The organism is Candidimonas sp. SYP-B2681, from assembly GCF_003971065.1.
Taxonomy (GTDB): domain Bacteria; phylum Pseudomonadota; class Gammaproteobacteria; order Burkholderiales; family Burkholderiaceae_B; genus Pollutimonas.
The window spans coordinates 179565-200216 of record NZ_RYDV01000003.1; the positions used below are offsets into that span (position 1 = coordinate 179565).

General features: G+C 55.1%; 20 protein-coding genes. 6 read left to right on the forward strand and 14 right to left on the reverse strand.

Features of this window, described 5'->3' with window-relative positions; genetic code table 11:
- Window positions 1-46 precede the first annotated feature (46 nt).
- The 7 genes from EKL30_RS08100 to EKL30_RS08130 all read right to left on the reverse strand — a co-directional run bounded on the left by EKL30_RS08100 (window position 47) and on the right by EKL30_RS08130 (window position 6207).
- Window positions 47-991 carry a sugar kinase gene (locus tag EKL30_RS08100; RefSeq protein WP_126706721.1) on the reverse strand — a complete coding sequence of 315 codons (945 nt, stop codon included), beginning with the start codon at window positions 989-991 and terminating at the stop codon, window positions 47-49.
- Entirely contained in the window at window positions 988-1761 is a 774-nt protein-coding gene (locus EKL30_RS08105; RefSeq protein ID WP_126706722.1) for a sugar phosphate isomerase/epimerase, read from the reverse strand. Before EKL30_RS08105 ends, EKL30_RS08100 begins: the two co-directional genes overlap by 4 nt.
- 173 nt (window positions 1762-1934) lie before the next feature.
- The gene (locus EKL30_RS08110; protein ID WP_126706723.1) at window positions 1935-2729 is read right to left on the reverse strand and encodes an amino acid ABC transporter ATP-binding protein; all 795 of its coding nucleotides are present in this window, start codon (window positions 2727-2729) and stop codon (window positions 1935-1937) included.
- A gap of 18 nt (window positions 2730-2747) precedes the next feature.
- Window positions 2748-3554, reverse strand: coding sequence for a transporter substrate-binding domain-containing protein (locus EKL30_RS08115; protein WP_199748510.1), 807 nt, complete (start codon window positions 3552-3554; stop codon window positions 2748-2750).
- 62 nt (window positions 3555-3616) lie between these two features.
- On the reverse strand, window positions 3617-4270 hold the full coding sequence (locus tag EKL30_RS08120) for an amino acid ABC transporter permease (RefSeq protein WP_126706724.1): 654 nt from the start codon (window positions 4268-4270) through the stop codon (window positions 3617-3619).
- Complete coding sequence (locus tag EKL30_RS08125; RefSeq protein ID WP_126706725.1) at window positions 4270-4941, reverse strand: amino acid ABC transporter permease; 672 nt, start codon at window positions 4939-4941, stop codon at window positions 4270-4272. Before EKL30_RS08125 ends, EKL30_RS08120 begins: the two co-directional genes overlap by 1 nt.
- A gap of 237 nt (window positions 4942-5178) precedes the next feature.
- A complete protein-coding gene (locus EKL30_RS08130) occupies window positions 5179-6207 on the reverse strand; it encodes a LacI family DNA-binding transcriptional regulator (protein WP_126706726.1) in 1029 nt (342 codons plus the stop codon).
- A gap of 198 nt (window positions 6208-6405) precedes the next feature.
- Here EKL30_RS08130 and zwf point away from each other — a divergent pair, with 198 nt between their 5' ends.
- The 4 genes from zwf to EKL30_RS08150 are packed head-to-tail and all read left to right on the forward strand — an operon-like array spanning window position 6406 to window position 10338.
- Window positions 6406-7866, forward strand: coding sequence for a glucose-6-phosphate dehydrogenase (gene zwf, locus EKL30_RS08135; RefSeq protein ID WP_126706727.1), 1461 nt, complete (start codon window positions 6406-6408; stop codon window positions 7864-7866).
- Between the two features lies 1 nt (window position 7867).
- Window positions 7868-8542 (forward strand): 6-phosphogluconolactonase, encoded by a 675-nt coding sequence (pgl, locus tag EKL30_RS08140; protein ID WP_126706728.1) that lies wholly within the window; start codon window positions 7868-7870, stop codon window positions 8540-8542.
- On the forward strand, window positions 8535-9503 hold the full coding sequence (locus tag EKL30_RS08145; protein ID WP_233582912.1) for a glucokinase: 969 nt from the start codon (window positions 8535-8537) through the stop codon (window positions 9501-9503). The genes pgl and EKL30_RS08145 overlap by 8 nt, the downstream gene beginning before the upstream one ends.
- A complete protein-coding gene (locus tag EKL30_RS08150) occupies window positions 9496-10338 on the forward strand; it encodes an SIS domain-containing protein (protein WP_233582913.1) in 843 nt (280 codons plus the stop codon). Before EKL30_RS08145 ends, EKL30_RS08150 begins: the two co-directional genes overlap by 8 nt.
- 4 nt (window positions 10339-10342) lie before the next feature.
- Here EKL30_RS08150 and EKL30_RS08155 read toward each other — a convergent pair whose 3' ends face one another.
- From EKL30_RS08155 to EKL30_RS08185, 7 genes are read right to left on the reverse strand one after another with little or no spacing between them, the layout of a single operon-like run.
- A complete protein-coding gene (locus EKL30_RS08155) occupies window positions 10343-11098 on the reverse strand; it encodes an SDR family NAD(P)-dependent oxidoreductase (RefSeq protein ID WP_126706730.1) in 756 nt (251 codons plus the stop codon).
- Window positions 11099-11158: 60 nt separating this feature from the next.
- Complete coding sequence (locus EKL30_RS08160) at window positions 11159-12091, reverse strand: 3-keto-5-aminohexanoate cleavage protein (protein ID WP_126706731.1); 933 nt, start codon at window positions 12089-12091, stop codon at window positions 11159-11161.
- 31 nt (window positions 12092-12122) lie between these two features.
- Window positions 12123-13055 carry a 3-hydroxyacyl-CoA dehydrogenase gene (locus EKL30_RS08165; protein WP_126706732.1) on the reverse strand — a complete coding sequence of 311 codons (933 nt, stop codon included), beginning with the start codon at window positions 13053-13055 and terminating at the stop codon, window positions 12123-12125.
- Between the two features lie 21 nt (window positions 13056-13076).
- Window positions 13077-13859, reverse strand: a complete 783-nt coding sequence (locus tag EKL30_RS08170) for an SDR family oxidoreductase (RefSeq protein WP_126706733.1) — start codon at window positions 13857-13859, stop codon at window positions 13077-13079.
- A 13-nt stretch (window positions 13860-13872) separates the two neighbouring features.
- Window positions 13873-16389, reverse strand: a complete 2517-nt coding sequence (locus EKL30_RS08175; RefSeq protein ID WP_233582915.1) for a branched-chain amino acid ABC transporter ATP-binding protein/permease — start codon at window positions 16387-16389, stop codon at window positions 13873-13875.
- Between the two features lie 5 nt (window positions 16390-16394).
- A complete protein-coding gene (locus EKL30_RS08180) occupies window positions 16395-17276 on the reverse strand; it encodes a branched-chain amino acid ABC transporter permease (RefSeq protein WP_126706734.1) in 882 nt (293 codons plus the stop codon).
- A 58-nt stretch (window positions 17277-17334) separates the two neighbouring features.
- The gene (locus tag EKL30_RS08185; RefSeq protein ID WP_126706735.1) at window positions 17335-18585 is read right to left on the reverse strand and encodes an ABC transporter substrate-binding protein; all 1251 of its coding nucleotides are present in this window, start codon (window positions 18583-18585) and stop codon (window positions 17335-17337) included.
- A 98-nt stretch (window positions 18586-18683) separates the two neighbouring features.
- Here EKL30_RS08185 and EKL30_RS08190 point away from each other — a divergent pair, with 98 nt between their 5' ends.
- Entirely contained in the window at window positions 18684-19364 is a 681-nt protein-coding gene (locus tag EKL30_RS08190) for a GntR family transcriptional regulator (RefSeq protein WP_126706736.1), read from the forward strand.
- Window positions 19345-20427, forward strand: coding sequence for an adenosine deaminase (locus EKL30_RS08195; RefSeq protein WP_126706737.1), 1083 nt, complete (start codon window positions 19345-19347; stop codon window positions 20425-20427). Before EKL30_RS08190 ends, EKL30_RS08195 begins: the two co-directional genes overlap by 20 nt.
- Window positions 20428-20652 lie beyond the last annotated feature (225 nt).

The window sequence follows — 20652 nt, forward strand, 5'->3', positions numbered from 1 at the left end:
ACTCTAACGTGTTCGGCATGAACTTTACACGACTGCCGGAGGTCTGTTAAAGCGCGGCTGCTTCTAGTTCTTCACGTGTGGGGAGTCCTTCGGTGTCGCCCAACACCTGCACGGCTCTTGCACCAATCCATGCGCCGCGCTCTACTGCCTTGCGTACCGGCTGACCCTCGAGTAATGCGCTGATGACGCCGACCGCAAAGCCGTCGCCGGCACCCACGGTATCAACCACGGTTTCGACCGGAAATCCCGCCACGTAGCCCTGCTCGGCGCCGTTATCGAAGTAAGCGCCATCGGCCCCTAGCTTGATGACGACCAGCCGCGCACCGTGATCGCGATAGAAGGTGGCAATGGCTTCAGGAGTCCGATGACCGGTCAACAGGCGTCCTTCATCTATGCCGGGAAAAACCCAGTCCGCAGCAAATGCCAATTCGTTAATGCCCTCGCGCATGCGTTCCGTCGATGCCCACAAGGTCGGACGCAAATTGGGATCAAACGATATGGTCTTACCGGCCTCTCGCATCAGTGCCATGGTCTGGCGGCTGACCTGAAAGCAATTATCGGAAATCGCGGCGAACACACCAGTGCTGTGCAAATGCCGCGCACGGCACAACCAAGGGGCATCGATATCGGACAATTGCATCTGGCTGGCCGCGGATCCCTTCCGATGGTATTCGACCGGCGGGTCGCTGCCGTCGGTGACGCGACCCTTGAATTGCATAGCAGTACGTTGGGTGGGGTCGCTCGTCACATGCGAACAATCGATGCCTTCGGCCTGCATCTCCGACAGCAAGTATCGCCCTACCGAGTCGTTTCCCAAACGACTCGCCCAGGCCACTTTCAAGCCCAGGCGCGCCAGTCCAATGGCAACATTGGTTTCGGCTCCGGCGGTACGCTTATAAAAAGCCTGTGCTTGCTCAATGGGCCCCGGCCGGTCGGCAACCAGCATCATCATGGCTTCACCAAAGGTTATGACATCGAGCGGGGTGCTCACGATTCAATCTCCAGATTGCGTAGTTCATCAATGGCGTTGCGTGTCACAGCCAGCAAATCGTCGCCTGACAGGGGGTATTCAATAGCGCGCGGTACATCCTGCGGCATTGCCCTTAATATGGCGCGCCACGGCGCCGACGAATCCGTCAAGGGCACCGCAACCCAGCGCCCGGGCTGGCGCTGCACGCCTTTGCAATGTACATAGCGCACCCTCGAGGAAAAGGCTTGCGCGGCCTGCAAAGCGCATTCGCCGACCCAGTGCCAGTTGCCCATATCGAAGGTCATGCCCAGATCCAGATTGTGCGAGGCTGCCGCGCGAAAAAAGCGCTGCAAGCTGTCGACCGCGCCGGCGCTAGCCCTCTGATCATTCTCGATAAGCAGGGTGACATCTTGCGCGGCGAGACGTTGTTTCAGGACCTCGAAGGTATCGGGGGCTGCATTTCCGAACGCGCCAATAGACATCTTCAGTACGCGGGCTTGCAAGACAACAGCGATAGAAAGGCTGCGGTCCAGCGCGGTCAGATTAAGCCAACCATCGGCATCCCACAGCATGTCGGGGCATGAATACACTGACCTAAGTCCCGTACTGCGAATGCTGGCTGCCAATTCGTTCAACTCGTCGTCGCGCCCCTGCAAGAGTTCGCCGCGAATCTCGACGCCGTCCGCACCGGCCGCCTTGCACAGTTCTATAAACCAGCGCTGCCCATGGCGGCGAACCTCGCTCGCTCCAAAAGAGGTTAGAGAAACAATAATCTGACTGGAAGAATTCATGATTCCGTAAGAGCCGCCCGTGAACGGCTCACTGAAGACAGGGCACGTGACGCCGAGTGCCCTGGTATCGATACATCAAACGAGGGGCCCCCTCAATCAAGGCCAAGCCCGCATAACAGCCGAGGGCCTTCTTGTTTCTGTTGCGTCAACAGGACCTCCCAACCGACCGTGGATCAGGAGTTCAGGATTTGGCCCAGGAAGCTTCGGGTTTTTTCGTTTTCAGGATTGCTGAAAAATTGTTCAGGCGAAGACTGCTCGATGATCTTGCCATCTGCCATGAAAATCACGCGGTCCGCCACACTACGGGCAAAGCCCATTTCGTGCGTCACGCACAACATGGTCATGCCGTCCTCGGCAAGGCCAATCATGGTGTCAAGCACTTCTTTAACCATTTCCGGGTCCAGCGCGGAAGTCGGTTCATCGAACAGCATGATCTTGGGCGTCATGCAAAGCGCACGGGCAATCGCCACCCGCTGTTGCTGGCCGCCCGATAACTGACTGGGATATTTTTTAGCCTGGTCCGCAATACGCACTCGAGTCAAATACTTCATGGCGATCGCTTCCGCGTCTTGCGTATTGATGCCACGCGAGCGCATCGGCGCCAACATGCAGTTTTGCAGGACCGTCATGTGGGGAAACAGGTTGAACTGCTGGAACACCATACCCACTTCTTGACGAATCGCCTCGATGTTGCGGGAATTGGCCGTCAGGTCAATTCCGTCGACCACAATGCGGCCCTGTTGTATCTTTTCAAGGCCATTGATGCAGCGGATCAGCGTCGATTTACCTGAGCCTGATGGGCCGCAGATTACGATACGTTCACCCGCGGCGACGGTCAAATTAACTTCAGTAAGGGCGTGGAATTTGTCGTACCACTTATTCAGCGCTTCGATCTCGATGATCGTTCCACCCTCCCGGGCGGAACGATTCGATTCATCGACAGCAAGCGTGGTTTGTCTGTCAGTCATGATAAATCGCTAAGTGAATCAGGAGGCTTTCAGCGCGGGCAAAGGCGCACCCAACCATTTCTCGAACAGTTTGCTGAAATCGCCGTTCTTGATATTTTTATCAACCAGTTCGTTGATAGTCTGAAGGGTCTTGGCTTCGCCAGGACGCATGGCTACCGCCATTTCCTGTTGGAGCAAAACGAATTTATTCTCGAAACGGTCTGGAGCACGCTGTGCAATTTGCCCTGCTACGGTCGTCGAGCAACCGATGGCATCGACTTGGCCGGACAACAGCGCCTGCATGGCCGATGCATCGTCGTCAAAGCGGCGGATGTTTGCATCCTTGGGTGCTATCTTCGTTACCGCAATATCCTGGGTGCTGGCACGAGCCACACCAATGCGCAGACCGGAAAGGTCTTCTGGCTTGGTGATCTTGGCATTCTTGCCGCCGAATACGACGATTTGAGCTGCCGAGTAAGGATGCGAGAACTGTACTTGCTTTGCACGTTCAGGGGTAATGGCGAGCGAGGCAATCAGCATATCGACCTTATTGGTCAATAAGTATGGGATACGATTGGGTCCCGTAACGCCAACGATATTCACCTTGACGCCAAGATCCTGCGCCAGCTTTTTGGCTACGTCAGCGTCGTAACCATCAGGTTTGTTCTCGCCGTTCAATATTCCGTAGGGTGGAAAGTCGACCAGCATGCCGATGGTAAGCTCGCCCTTCTCTTTGATTCGATCTATGGTTTCTGCATTGGCAGCGGTCGCGCCCAGCGATAACGCTGTACAACTTGCGAGCAATGTTGCGCCTACAAAAGTACGCATTTTCTTGATTACGAACATGTTAGGTCTCTCCAGGATTGAATTACGACATCAATAAAACAAAGGATCGGATCCCGCACTTCTTAACGCGACAATGAAACGGCCATTCGCCGTTCCATGTGAGCTGCCAGCAAAGACAAAGGCCAGCATAATACGAAGTAAATCAGCGCCACAACCGAGAACACCAGCATGGGCTCAAAGGTCGCGTTATTGATAATCTGTCCCGCGCGGGTAAGTTCTGTGAAACCGATAATGGCCGCCAGCGATGTACCTTTGACAATTTGCACCAGGTAGCCGACAGTAGGCGGCACCGCTATCTTCATGGCTTGTGGTAACACGACATCGCGCATTTTGTGGCGATACGAAAGCCCTACCGCTTCAGCTGCCTCCCATTGACCGCGCGGAATGGCTTCGATACAGCCGCGCCATATTTCGCCGAGAAAGGCGCCGCTATTGAGCGTCAAACCGACCGCTGCAGCCACCCACGGGTTGATGTCGAGCCCCACCACCGGTGCGCCGAAAAATACCAGGAAAAGCTGGAGCAGCAAGGGAGTACCCTGAAACAGCCTTATAAAGCCGGTTGACAGGGTACGCGCGACCTTGTTTTCCGACGTGCGTGACAAGGCCAGAATCAAACCGACGATACCACCGCCGATGAAGGCAATGATAGACAGCAGGATGGTCCACTGAGCAGCGTCGAGAATGAACCAAAAATCAGAGTAGCCAAATGTACGCATTATCGACGGTCCGGATAATTTAGGCCCCACTGGTAGATCAGTCGGAACACATAAGAAAAGGCGAGCGTCAACAACAGATAAATTCCGGTAATGACGATGTAGATTTCGAAACTGCGAAATGTCTGCGACTGAAGATTTGCTGCAACCGAAGTCAGGTCATCGGCCGAGATCACGGATACGACGCTGGAAGCCAGCATAAGCAAGATGAACTGGCTGGTCAGCGCCGGGTAAATGGCGCGCAAGGCCGGCTTAAGTATGACGAAGCGAAAAATTTCATAGCGCGACAGGCTTAACGCCGTACCCGCTTCGATTTGACCTTTGGGTATGGACTCAATACCCGCACGCACGATCTCGGTTGCATAAGCGCCCAGATTGAACACCATGGCGACCAGGGCAGCCGTGTACGGCGACCATCGAACGCCAATCGTGGGCAGCGCAAAGAAAAAGAAAAAGAGCTGTATCAGAAAGGGCGTATTACGTATGACTTCGATATACGCATTGATCAGCCAGCGCAATGGCGCGGGTCCAGCTGTTTTGCCCCAGGCACACACTACCGCGACCGCTGACCCGAGAATCATGGCGAGGAAGGACAGCTGAATAGTCATCCAGGTGCCGTGAAGCAATAATGGCCAAGCATCGAAAACCGGACCGAATTGAAAGGAATAATTCACGTTATTTTTAAACCTTAGGCATTGCCAGCGGATAAAAGCATACCGCGCGATTCAGAAAACACCTACTTAAAACAAGGATAACGTCAGTGGCTTCAAACGAGCAATGCCACGCAGACACGGTACTGTTAAAAGCCGACACTACTATGAAACCGGTTTCATAGTTTAACCACGAAAGCGGCAAATTATATCAGCCCTTATCCACTGGGCCGATTTCCCTAGCATTTTCAAGCTACAAGATTATTGCTGCGAAGATCCGCGCGCGACCAACGTTCCTGGAAGCAATACCCTGCGTACCGGAACGTTCGAGCCACCCACGCGTTGCATAAGACATTGCGCTGCCAGGCGACCGAGTTCGGCTGTAGGCTGCAATACTGTGCTGATGCCTGGGCCCACATAGGGCGCCCATTCAGTTTCATCTATGCCAACCAGACCAATATCTTTGCCCAAGCGCCAGCCCAGGCGCGCAACGGCAGCCACAATGCGCAAGGTTACTACGGCATTGTTGGCAATGACCGCTGGCATGGTGGACCTGGCCTGCGCTCGGACACGAGCCTCTTGCAAGGCGTTTATCAACGCATCGGACTCCTCCGCTCGGCTTTCTACGCATGTGCCCGACGCGACGGCCGCGTGTTCAGCAATAAATGCCTGGAAAGCCGTAAGCCGCTCGATACGCGAGCTTATGTTGGCCAGGGGCTCAGACACTAACAATAGTTCCTCGTACCCCGCGTCCACCAAATGCCGTGCGCTCAGGTAAATGGCCTGTTGGTTATCCAGCGAAACGAAATCGACATCCAGTCCCTGATGCAGACGATCGACCAGCACAATCGGCCTGCCTTGCCGCGCCGTTTCCAACAATGCCCCCGCGTCGTAACCCATCGTGTTAAGAATGAACCCTTCTACGCGGTACGACGACAAAGCCCGTATTCCGGCACTCTCGCGGTCGATCTCGTTACCCAGATTGAATAACATCAGTAAATAGCCCGCTTCGCGACACGCCTGTTCGACACCGCGCAAAACCGCTACAGAATAGGGATTCGTGATATCGGCGACTACCAACCCTATCAGCCGCGAACGGCCGCGCTTGAGCGCCTGCGCCATGGGACTGGGTGTGTAACCCATTTCGGCAATCGCCACGGCAACACGGTCGGCGATTTCAGGCGAAAGCAAGGTTTCGCGATGATTCAGAAATCGGGATACAGTCGCTTTGGAAACGCCTGCGTGGCGCGCCACGTCGGCAATGGTGTTGCGACCAGAACTTTTACTCATGTTTATTTTTAATCATGCACGCGTGGCGGGAACAAAGTAGCCCATATTGTAACGAGCTATCGATGCGCCCCAGTCAGGCGCGCCCGAACTTCATCTTTCCAAGCTTCTCTTTACAAGGCCATCAACCTGTAGCTTAATTACATCGACGCAACACCCCGTTAACGCCGCTGCTCAGCTATTCCGCAGCAAAAGGAGCTCATGGCCAGCACACCGCCTTTTGATATCGTATTTTTTGGCGGCACCGGCGACCTTGCGCTGCGCAAGCTGATGCCGGCGCTTTATCAGGCCCACAAATATGGTGCTTTGGATCCGGACGGCCGCATTTTCGCGCTGGGACGCAAAGCCTTGAGCATTGAGGACTACCTGGATTTGCTGCTGCAATGGGTCAAGCAGGCGCTAGGCGATGACTACGATGAACCATCGTGGGCAAGCTTTACCAGCCGGCTGCAGTTCCATAAGCTCGAGGCCAACAACGCAGACGATTACAAGGCCCTGGCCAGTGTCTTGAACGCCCCTTCTGACCGTGTCACCGTATGCTATTTGGCGACAGCGCCCGACCTTTTCACCACAATTTGCGGGCATCTGGCCGATGTCGGCTTGAACCATTCGAATGTGCGCCTGGTTCTTGAAAAACCCTTGGGCCACGACCTGACGTCTTCCAATGCGATCAATGAAGCCGTAGGGCATTGCTTTACGGAAAATCAGATCTATCGCATCGATCACTACCTGGGTAAGGAATCGGTGCAAAACCTCATGGCGATCCGGTTCGGCAATACCTTGTTTGAGCCCTTATGGCGCCGCGAGTGGATAGACAATATACAGATCACCATTGCAGAAGAACTCGGCGTTGAAGAACGCGGTGAATTCTACGATCGTACTGGCGCCTTGCGCGATATGCTGCAAAGCCATTTACTTCAACTTTTATGCATCGTCGCCATGGAGCCTCCTGCCAGTTTGTCTGAAGACGCAGTACGCGATGAAAAGCTTAAGGTGCTCAAGTCGCTGAAGCCTTTCAGTACCGAAGATGTGTTGACCCGGACCGTGCGCGGCCAGTACCGCAATGGCGCGATCAATGGTGCGCCAGTGGTCGCCTATCGCGAAGAAAAGCATGTTGCCCATGACAGCAATACAGAAACTTTTGTTGCCCTGCAGGCGGAATTAGCCAATTGGCGATGGGCTGGGGTTCCGTTCTTTCTACGTACCGGCAAACGCCTGCAAGAACGGGTTGCGGAAATAGTGATCAATTTTCGCGACGTGCCGCATGCCTTGTTTCCTATGCCATTAGGTCTCCATTCGGCTAACCGCCTGGTCATCCGACTGCAGCCGCAAGAAAGTGTGCGGCTGTACTTTCTTGCCAAAGAACCCGGTGATGCGATGAACCTGCAGTCCACCTATCTGAATATGGACTTTCACACTACGTTCAAGGCCAGGTGGGCAGATGCCTACGAGCGGCTATTGCTGGATGTGATCCGGGGCAGGCTGGCGCTATTCATGCGGCGCGATGAACAGGCCCAGGCATGGACGTGGGTAGAACCCATACTTGAGTGCTGGAGCAATTACGCCGCCTCGCCAAAAACCTATACGGCGGGCAGTTGGGGGCCTGCCGCATCAAGCGCCCTGCTTTCCCGGGCCGGCTTCCTATGGCACGAGGAAACCTGACATGTGGCACGAATTCTGCAATCAGGAAACCTACCTGACGACATTGGTCACCGACGTGTCTCAATTTCTAAAAGAGACCGTGCTGGTCCAGGGGCGGGCCGGCCTCGCCGTCTCTGGGGGCAAATCACCTATCCCCTTATTCCAACGATTAAGCCAGACCGATATTCCCTGGGAAAAAATTTGCATTACGCTGGTAGACGAGCGCTTTGTGCCACCCGAACACCCGGAAAGCAACGAGTACCTGGTCCGAAAATTTCTGTTGATCAACCGCGCGCGTCGCGCCACCTTTTCAGGACTGGCCAGCGACTCCACAAGTCTTGAAAGCTGTGTAATGCAGGCCAATAGCCAGAATCATAAGGTTGACATGGCTATCCTGGGTATGGGCGACGACGGCCATACCGCATCGTTATTTCCCGCCGCGGCACAGCTGAAACGCGCGCTGGACGTCCACCTGCAAGACCACTATATACACATCAGCCCACCCGCAGCACCGCACGAAAGAATCAGCATGACCTTGACTGCGCTGTTAAGCACTCAGCGGCTGATCCTCGCCATCGCCGGCTCAGAAAAGCGCGCTATTTTCGAGCAGGCCGCGCAGCAAGGGTCGCCGGCCATGCCCATTAGTTATTTGATCACCCAAACCGGAGTGCCCTTCGATGCATACTGGCATGCCTGAACACCCACTACATCTTATTGCCGACATTGGCGGGACCCACGCTCGATTTGCCTTATGCACATCAGTACGAGATATCGATAGAATCAGCGTTCTGGCCGTGGCGGACTTCCCCACCTTGGAACTGGCCATTTCCCATTATCTGGACAAAAATGGCAAGCCTCCGGTTAAACATGCGATTATCGCGATCGCCAATCCAATACTGGGCGATCATGTAAAAATGACCAATTTCCCCTGGGAATTTTCAATCGACGCCACTCGCAAGTCGCTCGGGTTTGAAAAGCTCAAGGTGGTCAACGACTTCACCGCCCTGGCCATGGCACTACCGCATTTACCCCCGCATGAACTGCTTGCCGTCGGCGGGGGCCACGCGGTACCCGGGACGCCTCTGGGCCTGCTTGGTCCCGGAACAGGGCTGGGTGTGTCCGCCTTGATTCCCGCCCCCAAGGGCGTATGGCTGCCGCTGGCGGCCGAAGGGGGGCACACCAGCTTCGCTCCCTGCGATGAAGACGAGCTTATGCTGTGGCATGACGCCCGCCAGCAATTCGGCCACGTATCCACGGAGCGACTGGTGTCGGGACCCGGTCTTCAGTTTATTTATCGACGACTGTGTCTAAGAGCAGGCGCCACCGCGCATGACTACACCCCAGCAGACATCAGCCATCGCGCCATCAGCAACGCCTGCGCCATTTGCCGGGAAGCCCTGGATACCTTTTGCGCAATTCTTGGCACAGCTGCCAGCAACCTTGCGGTCACGCTGGGTGCACGGGGCGGCATATTTATAGGCGGCGGGATTATTCCAAAACTGGGCGACTATTTCCTGACATCTCCGTTTCGAGCGCGTTTCAACGACAAGGGCCGTTTCGCCGACTATCTGGCGGCCATCCCGGTTTTTGTCATTACCACCAGCTATCCCGGACTATTGGGCGCAGCAGCCGGGCTGGACACCTACGCCAATGAATAAATCGATGCTTGCACACATTACGCTACAGCTCGACCGTCTGAGCACGGCCGAACGCAAAGTCGCCCATCTGATTCTGGAGCAAACCCATACCGTTGCGAAATCTGCCCTAGGAGACGTCGCTCGCCTGGCTCAAGTAAGCGAGCCCACGGTGATCCGATTCTGTCGTTCGATGGGCTATCAAGGCTGGCCCGACTTCAAGATCAAACTTGCTGCCAGCCTCATGGCTGGCGTGCCTTACGTTCATTCGTCTTTAAGCGCAGACGACGGAACTGCCGTGCTGGCCGCAAAAGTTCTTGATAACGCGATATCCGCCTTGTTGCGCGTTCGTAACGACATTAATGCCGAGCATCTGGACACAGCCACACGTTTACTGACGGGCGCGCGCCGTATTGAGTTTTACGGCGTCGGCAATTCCGGCATTGTCGCGGCCGACGCCCAACATAAATTCTTCCGTTTCGATCTGTCGACCGTTGCCTATTCCGATGCACACACCCAGCTCATGGCCGCTTCTCTGCTGGGGCCCAAAGACGTGTTGGTCGCCATATCGCATTCGGGCCGGTCTAAAGAGTTGCTCGACGCCGTGAAACTGGCCCTGAACAATAAGTGCCCCGTGGTCGCCATTACCGCATCCAATACGCCGTTGGCCGAATTGGCCACGGTCTTATTGCGAGCCGACACGCAAGAAGATACCGCTATCTATAGCCCCATGATCTCGCGCCTGGTGCATCTGGCCTTGATCGATGTTTTGGCTTTAGGGGTCGCCTTGAAGTGCGGCGCCGACGTCAGCCGGGTGCTCGAAAAAACCAAGGAAAGCCTTCGCACGCGCCGGGAATAACATGCTACATGCTGGACGACAAGCCACCGTCGACGACCAGAACCTGCCCCGTCACGAATTGCGATTCACGGGCGGCAAGAAACACCAGGGCGGAGGCGATATCGTCAGGCTCGCCCCATTTTCCAAGAGGAACCCGATTTTCAAGCCAGGAATTGAAAGCGGGGTCTTGCCATAGCTTCGTGGTCAGTTCTGTTTTTATATAACCCGGCGCAATGGCGTTGACGGTAATGCCCGAGCCGGCCAACTCGGTCGCCCATTGTTTGACCAGGCCATGCATGGCCGCCTTGGCCGCGGTGTAAGCAGTGATCTCGCGCCTTCCAAGCAAGGCGGTAATGGAACCCGTAAAAATTATGCGCCCGTACCCCCGAGCATCCATGCCGGAAGCGATATGGCGGCCCAATGCCCACTGTGCCGTCAAATTGGCAAATACCACCCGCTCGAATTCCGACAAAGGAAACGAAAGAAGTTTCTCACGATGTTGAATACCCGCATTTGAGAAAAAAATATCAATTTTTCCAACCGTCTTTAGAATTTCATCGACCGAGTTAATGGCCTGATCGATGTCGGTAATGTCGAAAGGCAAGGCAATTGCGTGGATACCCAAATGCTGCAGACGCTGCCGGGCTTCGTCAAGCAGGACAGCACTGCGGCCGTTGATAACGACGGTTGCCCCCTGAAGCCCAAGGGCCTGCGCGGCAGCCAGGCCAATTCCGCGCGACGACCCCGTAATCAGTGCAACCTGCCCCGACAAGTCAAACATACAAGCTCCTTAAAAAAAAACTCGAGGCCTTGCGGTAGCGTCGTGGCAGCGTATTTCCCATTAGAAAGAAACCTTGTCAGCACCCTTTAACTGCAACATGGAACGGGCTTCGTCAGGTGTTGCGACCTCGAGATTCAAGGCTTCAAGGACGATGCGTATGCGCTCAACCTGTTGGGCGTTGGACGACGCCAGCTGGCCGGGGCCTATCCACAGCGAATCTTCCAGACCGACCCTTACATTGGCCCCCATAGCGGCTCCGATAGTCGCCAAAGCAATCTGATTACGTCCGGCACCCAGAATCGACCACTCGTAATGGTCGCCAAACAAGCGGTCAGCGGTACGTCGCATATGCATCAAATCTTCAGGATGTGGGCCGATACCGCCCAGTATGCCGAACACGGATTGGATGAAGGGAGGACTTTCCACCAGCCCGCGGTCTACGAAATGGGCTAGGTTATACAGGTGGCTGATGTCATAGCATTCGAACTCGAATCGAGTGCCGTTCTGGGTTCCCTGCTTCAGAATGGCTTCAATATCTTTATAAGTATTCTTGAAAATCAGATCCCTGCTGTTCTCCAGATGTTCCCGCTCCCACTGATGCTCGAAGTGTGTGAATCGCTGCAGCATGGGGAACAAGCCGAAGTTCATTGAACCCATATTCAAAGATGCGAGCTCGGGCTTGAACGTCATGGCAGGACGCATGCGTTCTTCGACCGTCATGTGGGGGCTGCCACCGGTTGTGATATTGACGATCGCGTCGGTGCTTGACTTGATTCGCTCCAGAAAAGGCCTGAACAAATCAGGATCCTGGGAGGGCTTGCCATTGACGGGATCGCGGGCATGCAAATGCAGCACCGCCGCGCCCGCCTGTGCAGCGGCGATGGCCGCATCGGCAATCTCGTCCGCCGTGACAGGGAGATATGGGGACATACTGGGAGTGTGGATCGCGCCGGTCACAGCGCAGGTAATGACGACCTTCTTCTTGCTTGCCATGGTGCCTTTCCTTGGTCGAGGTAACTCAAAACTATTCGCCTGAATCGGCGTGATCCTTATGCCGCATCAGCGCCATCAGGCGCTCGTCACGCCATAAACGTCTATCCAGCAGCTCGTCTTTTGGCACGAGTGAACGCCTTTGCTGCTCTATGGCTGCCACGAGCGCAGGATCCCAGGCCTCGGTGGAGGTTTGCTCCCGGGAGATCGACTGGTACATTGCGCCGTAGCGATTGCAGTAATCTTCAAGACCGTCCGGCGCGTTCAAATCTATGGTTTCAAACGGCCCCATGAACGACCAGCGCAGACCCAGACCATCTTTGACCGTAATATCAAGATCTTCCACGCTGATGCATCCGTTTTGCACTAGCCGAAATGCCTCGCGCAGAAGCGCTCCTTGCAAACGATTCAGAACAAAGCCTTCGATCTCTTTGTGGACAATTACGGGTTTCTGCTTGACTGCGCGCAGGATATCCCGCGCCTTGTCGATAACCGACTTATCGGTCCACGGCGCACCGCATAATTCGACGATCGGAATAAGATACGGCGGGTTTACCGGATGGGCCACCAGGCAGCGATGTCGGCCAGGCAGATCTTCAGTAAAGGCCGACGCAGGGATGCTTGATGTCGAGCTGGCCAGAATGGTCGCCGGGCCACTTAGCTGATCTAGTGTGCGAAATATTTCTTTCTTTAATTCCAGTCGTTCAGGCAGGTTCTCTTGCACGTAGTCGGCTTGATCCAACGCGCTTTCCAGAGTATCGGCCGCTTGGATACGCTTGGCCACGCCATTGGCATCGGTCAAAAGCTGCTGATTTTCCAGCTGCTGAACTTGTCGTGAGATCAGCTTCAAGGCATCTTGCACAGCAAGCTTATCCCCATCCCACAGCTGCACATCGCATCCGCCGCGCGCAAATACAATGGCCCACGCCTGACCTATCAGTCCGGACCCTATTATCGCAATTTTCATTGTTTCCCCGATTTCATCACGTCAAACCAACGCCTGAGTGTGGCCATCTACGACAAGCGCCTGCCCATTCACGCTGCCCGCCGCAGAACTTGCGGTAAACAACACCATATTGGCGATATCCCGGGCCGTTACCATGCGGCCAAGCGACGCCTGCTGCTCATATGAGCTTGCCACTTCATCCACAGGCTTTCCCAAAGTTTGTGCTTTGGCGGCAATCACCGCTCGAATGCGGGGACCTTCGACCGCCCCGGGCAGAACCGCATTGACGCGCACACCGGACTTGCCCAGTTCAATGGCAAGACTCTTGGTAAAGCCGATGACGGCCCACTTGGACGCCGCGTACGCCGCACGGCCAGCGAAACCCAGATGCCCCGCAGCGGAAGACATATTGATCATGACCCCTGCATCGGATTTCTTCAGCAATGGAATTGCCAGGCGCGCGCACAGAAATTGCCCGGTGATATTCACGGCCAGCGTCTTGTCCCAGTCTGCCTTGTTCAGCGTCTCGACATAACCGGTAGGTCCTGCGATGCCGGCATTATTCACAAGAACATCCAGGCCGCCGAACTTGTCATGAATCAGCGCAAACAAAGCGGCGACGCTTTCCTCTTGTGATACGTCTGCGATAGCGGTGTGAATTTGCGGACACTGAACCTTGGCAGCCGCCAGTGATTCCTGGTCGATATCGCAAACGAACACATCGGAACCTGCGGCGACAAACGCCTTGGCCATTTCCAGACCCAGACCACTGCCGCCTGCGGTAATCAGAACTTTCTTTCCTTTCATGCTGACATCTTCAAACATGGCTTCCCCCTTTTCAGATCCACAGTTTTTCTTTACGGAAATCCAGATTCACCAGTAATTCGCGTGCCTCTCCTTGATGCGACACCTTGCCGCGATCAAGCACAAGTGCTGTATCCGAAATAGCCAGCGCCAAATCCAGGTTATGGTCGACAATCAGTATGGTCACGCGATACTTGAGTTCAAGGATGGCGTTGAAGACCTCTTCCGTCATGGCTGGCGACAAACCCTCGAATGGCTCATCCAGCAGCAATACCTCGGTGTGCCCGACCAGCGCACGCGCAATCGCCACCATCTGCTGCTCGCCGCCGGATAACAACGTTGCGTCGACGTTATATCGATCCTTGAGACGAGGAAAAACATCGAAGATTTCCTGATCAGTCCAGCCGTTGGAACCGACTTGAGACCGCTTCAGACGGCCCAGCATGAGATTGTCTTTTACCGACAGGCCGGAGAAAAGGCGCCTGCCTTGTGGCACGAAGGCAATGCCCAGCCTGGCCATTACTTCGGGAACTGGGGAAGACAGATGCTGCCCCGCAATGTTGATGCTGCCCGCGCCCATGCGGGCGAGGCCCAGCAGGCTTTTCAATAAAGTCGATTTGCCGGCACCATTTCTGCCCAATACTGCGATTACCTCGCCCTTGCGTGCCACGAAGGAAATATCTGACAAGATATGGCTTTTGCCATAGTAGGCATCCAGATGGTCAACACGCAATGCCACGTGATCGGATATCGTGCCTGGCTTGACCTTGGCGGCAAGTGCCTGGCTTCCCGATCCGATATAAATTTCGCGCACCTCGGGGTGGCGGCGCACCACCTCCGAATCGCCCTCGACCAGCACACTGCCCTGGTTCATCACGGTGATCTTGTCGGCCATGGAAAAGACCCGATCTACGTCATGCTCGACCAGCAAAATGCCGATGCGATCCCCAAGATTCCGAATCAACGTGCCGATCCGGTCGCGTTCTGCCGCCGCCAGACCGGCCAGTGGCTCGTCCAGCAGCAATATGCGGGGTGCGGCACCCAAGGCGAGGCCCATGTCGACCACTCGCTGTCCCCCGTAGGACAAGTCCTCGGCGATGGCGGTCTCCATACCCTGAACCCCAAGGTACTTCACGAGTTCATCGGTTTGGGATTGAGTAAGCGGCAAGGCGTCTAGCCGCTTCCAAATTGAAAATCGTTGCGGATCGCGGCTTAGAACCGACAGGCAAAGGTTTTCGCGAACGCTCAGGCCTTTGAACAAGTTGGTAATTTGAAACGAACGAGCGAGCCCGTTGGCGCAAATCTGGTCGGGGCTCAACCCATTCAGTTTCATGGAACCCAGCGACAGGGCTCCTTGGTCGGCCGGAAATAGGCCCGATATCAGATTGAACAACGATGTCTTGCCCGCCCCGTTCGGGCCGATCAACGCATGCACGCCCTTTGCTCGAACCTCGAGGTTGACGTCATCGACCGCCTTGATGCCGCCAAAATTCTTGCTGATGTTTTCACAGCGCAAGATCGCTGCATGCTGGCTGCCAAGAAAAGAGGGAAAAAAATCTGACCCGGAAGGGATGACTCGGCCTCCCATCGCCGCATCGGTGATCTTGTCGGGTACGACGAGCCTTCTGATACGCGACCATATGCCCGTCAGGCCAGACGGCGTGACCAGGATGAAGAAGATGAAAATTATTCCGAAATACAGCAGCCAGTCGGACGTGTACATCGACAGGTATTCCCGGAACAGAATATAAAATAAGGCACCGAATATCGGGCCGGTAAAGCTGCGCATACCCCCGATTAAAACAATCGCCAACAACTCGCCTGAAAACGTAAGCGACATGCTTTCGGCCGAGGCAATGCGATGGCTCAGCACCGAAAGGCCTCCTGCCAAACCAGTGATCACCGCCGATAAAACAAAGGCCAGCAATTTGTACGAGTCGACGTTAAAACCGATGAACTTGCATCGGAGTTCGTTCTCACGAATAGCGACCAGCACTTTACCGAACGGGGATTGCGTCAGCCGCAACAGAAACGCCACCACCACAAACGCGATGAGTGAAACGAATATATAAAAGTTTGTCGGCGTGTCCAGGCTAATACCAAGAATAGAGAAACGCTCAATGCCGCCCAGTCCATTCTCTCCGCCAGTCAGCGCCGTCCAGCGGTAGGCCACCGTGAAGCACAAGGCACCGAAGGCAAGCGTCAAGAGGGAAAAGTAGACGCCGCGCCGACGCAGGACCAGAACACCAACGACCATCCCGACAATGGCTATCAGGACAACGGCAAGCAGCAAGGGAAGCAGCGAAGAGTCGTGAAAATAGCGTAGCTGCAGAATCGCCACCACGTAGGCACCGATACCGAACCAGGCGCCATGGCCAAAAGACACCAGCCCGGTGGAGCCCAGAAGGATATTGAGCGCCAACCCGGCCATGGCAAGAACCAGGCACTCAACTGCCGTGCTGTAGGTCAGTCCGGCGATCTGCAGTACAAGAGGAAGAAGAACGAGCCCCAGCGCTATTGAGCCTAATGTTTTCAATTCGTGCATCGACATCGGCATTACTCCAGGCGCTCGAACTTCTCGCCCAAAAGACCGCGCGGACGCAGCACCAGAATAAGCAGCATCAACAAATACAAAGAGGCTTCGGACGCCGGCGGATAGAAATACGAAGTGAGGCCGCGAATCGTGCCCACCAGCATGGCTGCGACGACTACCCCCCAGAAGCTGCCTAGGCCTCCAATGACGACGACCACGAATGCCGCAGTCAGGATCTCTTGGCCCATGGCGGGCTGAACGCCGGTAATGGGTGCTAGAAGAACTCCGGCCAAGCCCGCCAGACCGATTCCAAGTCCGCAAACCGCCGTCATGACCGGGGCCAGAGAAATGCCCATGGCACGGACCATATCAGGATCATTGATGCCTGCCTTGACGATTTTTCCGAAGGCGGTTTTATTAAGCAGTACCCAGGTGCCGGCGACTGCGGCGATGGCAACCACCAGCATGCCTACCCGATATACCGGGTAGAAAAAATCGCCAACAATAACCTGCCCATGTGCAAACTCAGGAATTGAAAACGATAGGGGCGAGGCACCGAAGATCATTCGAAGCGATTGCTCGATGACCATCGATAAGGCAAACGTAAATAACAGGCTCAGTACAGGATCAGAGCGATAGAAACGCTTAAGAAACAGCCGTTCAATGATCATGCCCAGCATAGCGACAAGAATCGGTGATGCAACGAAAGCCCAGCCATAGCCCAGACGTTCGCTTAAAAACACCATCAGGTAAGCGCCGATGGCGTAAAACGCGCCATGAGCCAGGTTAACTATGCCGCCTAGGCTGAATATGATCGATAAGCCAAGTGCAATCAACAGGTAATAAACGCCCAAGAGCAAGCCATTGGCTACCTGCTGGAATACGAAAATCAGTTCCGTTGCCAAAACACGTTCTCCGGGCGGGGCAAGGCGCTGAACGATTCAACGCCCATCATGTCGTATTTCAGGCGAAAGTGCACATATTTTCTTGCTGCGTTGGTGCCAGCACTTCAAGGCTTTCCGACACAGCCGGGACCGGCTTGCTGGTGGTCATGAAGTCTTGCTTTCCGGTGCCCTTGTCGGAGTTGGGCGTCACCGTATACATCTCGTACATCAATTGATGGTCCCAAGGCCGAAAGTACCCCTGTCGATCGCGAAGCACGTCGAACTTTATGTCCGACTCAAGATAGGCAATGATTTTTTGAACATCGTCGGATTGAGTCTTGTTCATGGCATCAGCCAGTATTTTTATTGCCAGGTAATCGTTGACGGCCTGGTTCTCGGGAAGCTTGTTCCAGCGCTTCTGGAACCGGGATACGAATTCGACGGCGGACGGAGCCTGGACCTGATGGGTCCAGATAATGGGCCAGGTGCCGCTGAAGCCTGCACTTCCGGCCCCCCAGATGCTGGTCATATTCATGTCGGCCCCTGCAAACGGGATCCCGATATCAAACTCTTTGTATTGCTTGGCAAAGTTCGTCGTCTGATTTCCGGCCAAATTGCTCATGACGAGATCCGGCTTCTGCTGCCGTATCTTCAATAACGATGCACTGAACTCTGTTGCGTCGGTGGGCAGCATGTCGTTGGAAACGAAAATCGCGCCATGCTCGTCCATGAACTTTTTAGTTTGCTTGAACAGATCATGGCCGAATGCATAATCCGCCGTGAATGCCATCCATTTCTTGCCTTTCACCATGCCATCGCGAAGTAATGCCCGGCCGATGGTACGGACATACATGGTGTTGCATGCCTCGAGATGAAACATGTAGCGGCTGCAACTTTTGCCGCGCAGTTCGTCGGAATTGCATCCCGTTTGCAGAAACAGCGTCTTCGCCCGCGTGGCGACCTGCGCGATCGCGAGCCCCGAGGCAGAGCTGATTTCACCGACGATTGCGTTCACCTTGTCACGTTCCACCATGCGCTGCGCCTTGGTGGAAGCCGTCTGTGGATTAACACTGTCTTCGGTTAATAATTCCAGTTTGCGTCCCAAGGCCCCGCCGGCGGCGTTGACTTCTTCTACAGCGAGTGTTGCGCCCAAAACCGCATACTCGCCCATGGGGCCCAGGAACCCGGTGCGAGGAGTCAAGTGCCCGATCCTGATGGGCCCGGCGGTTTGGGCACGTGCCAGTGAGGGCATGACCAGGCCGGCCGCCATCGCGGCAGACCCTTGCAGCAACAAACGGCGTCCAGGCGCTGCGACTTTCTTGTCAGTCATGCTTGTCTCCTCGATGAATTTAATGAGATGTTTTATCGTTATACTAACCAAGTGTGATCACAGATCACACTTGGTAATAACCCTTGAAGTAGATAATTATGCAGACTCTGTTGAACCCTGCTCCCCGCCGAGAGACGCTGGGGGCCAACGTGTTGTTCCAAATCAAAGAGCTGCTGCTTACCGGCAAACTGATGCCTGGCGAACACCTTTCCTTGCGATCGACGGCCGAGGCGCTAGGAGTTAGTGTGATGCCTGTGCGCGAAGCCGTGTACCAGCTAGTGGCCGATCAGGCACTTGAAGTAACGCCCAATCGCTCTGTCCGAGTGCCGGTCATGACAGCAAGTCAGTTCAGGGAAATCACCGACATTCGACTTCAAATCGAAGGCTTCGCAGTGGAACAAGCCACTCCCCACGCTGGCCCTGCACTGGTGAAGTGCCTAAAGGAGCTAAACAAGGAACTGGCTTTGGCGATGGATGCGCCAACGCAGGATAAAGCAGCCGTCGTACTGCTTAACAAGGAGATCCATTTCTCAATTTATGAGGCAGCCCAGATGCCCATGCTGATGAAAATCATTGAAACCTTGTGGCTTCGAATAGGACCGGTCTTGAACTACGATCTGCGGGCAGGATCAGAACGCACCGAAAAAAAAATTGCCGTCGAGCATCACGCCAGCCTGATCAAGGCGCTGGAAGAAAAAAACCCAGTGGAAGCCCGGACGGCGCTTTGCACCGATATAACCAGCGCCTTCCAACATATTTATGCCAAACAATTCTCTTGAAGCAAGCACGGGCAAGCCGGACGTGGCCCCTGGCCTTGGCGAATTTATACGAGCCTTGCCCAAGGCCGAACTTCATCTGCATATTGAAGGTTCTCTGGAACCGGAACTGTTGTTCGACATAGCGCAGCGTAATGGTATTGTCCTACCCTATGCCAGCGTCGACGACGTGCGCAACGCCTACGCTTTTCAGGACCTGCAGTCGTTTTTAGACTTGTATTACGCGGGCGCACGCGTTCTGGTTACCGAACGCGATTTTTACGACATGACCATGGCCTACATGCGTCGTGCCCAGGTCGACGGTGTCGTGCACGCCGAAATCATGTTCGATCCGCAAACGCACACTCAGCGCGGCATCGCTATAGAGACGGTATTCGCTGGCATTGCCGGCGCCCTGCGAGAAACCCGTGCCTCAACCGGCATCACCAGTTATCTGCTGCCCAGCTTCCTACGCCACTTGTCGGAAGACGATGCCTTGGCGACCCTGAACGCAGCCCTGCCCTTGCGAGAGCAGTATCAGGATCTTTGGATAGGCATAGGATTGGACTCGGCCGAACGCGGTAATCCACCTGAAAAATTTGCCCGCGTGTTTGCGCGCTGCAAAGAGTTGGGCTTCAGGCTGGTGGCACATGCCGGCGAAGAGGGACCCGCCGCCTATGTGCGCGATGCACTGGACCTGCTACAGGTCGAGCGCATCGACCACGGCGTAAACAGCGAAGACGACCCCGAGCTAATGCAGCGCCTTATCGCCCAGCAGACGCCATTAACGGTGTGTCCGCTATCGAACCTGAAACTGCGGGTTGTGAAATCGTTGAGCGACCACAACATCCTTCGTCTGCTGCGCCGCGGCGTCATGGTTACGATCAATTCCGATGACCCCGCGTATTTTGGCGGCTATATCGCCGACAACTATATGGCCGTTGCCCACGCCCTACACCCCAGCCGACAGGAATTGGCAACGCTGGCAACAAACAGCTTGCTCGCTTCGTTCCTACCCGAGGCGCAAAAAGCAAGCCTGATTGCTCGGTTTCCAGCGGTCACGTTGCCTGTCTCGTCGAGGCCATAAGCGATACCCTGAAGGTATGCGGGAAGCCTTCAATAGTATTAGACCTGACGATTAGCGACTCTTATACTGACTGCCGCATAGAAGCCCGTTCACGTAACACCGTGGGTCCAATTAGCGCAGGCCGGCCCAGACTCGCCGTTTGCGCAGGTTGATCGACAAAGCTGTCAAGGCGTCCAATCGCTACGGCAACCGTTAAAATCTTTATGGCTATTGAAAAGGAGCCGT

What these genes read in the sequence shown, in the direction of transcription:
- EKL30_RS08105 (WP_126706722.1), bottom strand. Translation starts at nt 1,761, where the DNA reads ATGAATTCTTCCAGTCAGATTATTGTTTCTCTAACCTCTTTTGGAGCG.
- EKL30_RS08110 (WP_126706723.1), bottom strand. Translation starts at nt 2,729, where the DNA reads ATGACTGACAGACAAACCACGCTTGCTGTCGATGAATCGAATCGTTCC.
- EKL30_RS08115 (WP_199748510.1), bottom strand. Translation starts at nt 3,554, where the DNA reads ATGTTCGTAATCAAGAAAATGCGTACTTTTGTAGGCGCAACATTGCTC.
- EKL30_RS08120 (WP_126706724.1), bottom strand. Translation starts at nt 4,270, where the DNA reads ATGCGTACATTTGGCTACTCTGATTTTTGGTTCATTCTCGACGCTGCT.
- EKL30_RS08130 (WP_126706726.1), bottom strand. Translation starts at nt 6,207, where the DNA reads ATGAGTAAAAGTTCTGGTCGCAACACCATTGCCGACGTGGCGCGCCAC.
- zwf (WP_126706727.1), top strand. Translation starts at nt 6,406, where the DNA reads ATGGCCAGCACACCGCCTTTTGATATCGTATTTTTTGGCGGCACCGGC.
- pgl (WP_126706728.1), top strand. Translation starts at nt 7,868, where the DNA reads ATGTGGCACGAATTCTGCAATCAGGAAACCTACCTGACGACATTGGTC.
- EKL30_RS08145 (WP_233582912.1), top strand. Translation starts at nt 8,535, where the DNA reads ATGCCTGAACACCCACTACATCTTATTGCCGACATTGGCGGGACCCAC.
- EKL30_RS08150 (WP_233582913.1), top strand. Translation starts at nt 9,496, where the DNA reads ATGAATAAATCGATGCTTGCACACATTACGCTACAGCTCGACCGTCTG.
- EKL30_RS08155 (WP_126706730.1), bottom strand. Translation starts at nt 11,098, where the DNA reads ATGTTTGACTTGTCGGGGCAGGTTGCACTGATTACGGGGTCGTCGCGC.
- EKL30_RS08160 (WP_126706731.1), bottom strand. Translation starts at nt 12,091, where the DNA reads ATGGCAAGCAAGAAGAAGGTCGTCATTACCTGCGCTGTGACCGGCGCG.
- EKL30_RS08165 (WP_126706732.1), bottom strand. Translation starts at nt 13,055, where the DNA reads ATGAAAATTGCGATAATAGGGTCCGGACTGATAGGTCAGGCGTGGGCC.
- EKL30_RS08170 (WP_126706733.1), bottom strand. Translation starts at nt 13,859, where the DNA reads ATGTTTGAAGATGTCAGCATGAAAGGAAAGAAAGTTCTGATTACCGCA.
- EKL30_RS08175 (WP_233582915.1), bottom strand. Translation starts at nt 16,389, where the DNA reads ATGTCGATGCACGAATTGAAAACATTAGGCTCAATAGCGCTGGGGCTC.
- EKL30_RS08185 (WP_126706735.1), bottom strand. Translation starts at nt 18,585, where the DNA reads ATGACTGACAAGAAAGTCGCAGCGCCTGGACGCCGTTTGTTGCTGCAA.
- EKL30_RS08190 (WP_126706736.1), top strand. Translation starts at nt 18,684, where the DNA reads ATGCAGACTCTGTTGAACCCTGCTCCCCGCCGAGAGACGCTGGGGGCC.
- EKL30_RS08195 (WP_126706737.1), top strand. Translation starts at nt 19,345, where the DNA reads ATGCCAAACAATTCTCTTGAAGCAAGCACGGGCAAGCCGGACGTGGCC.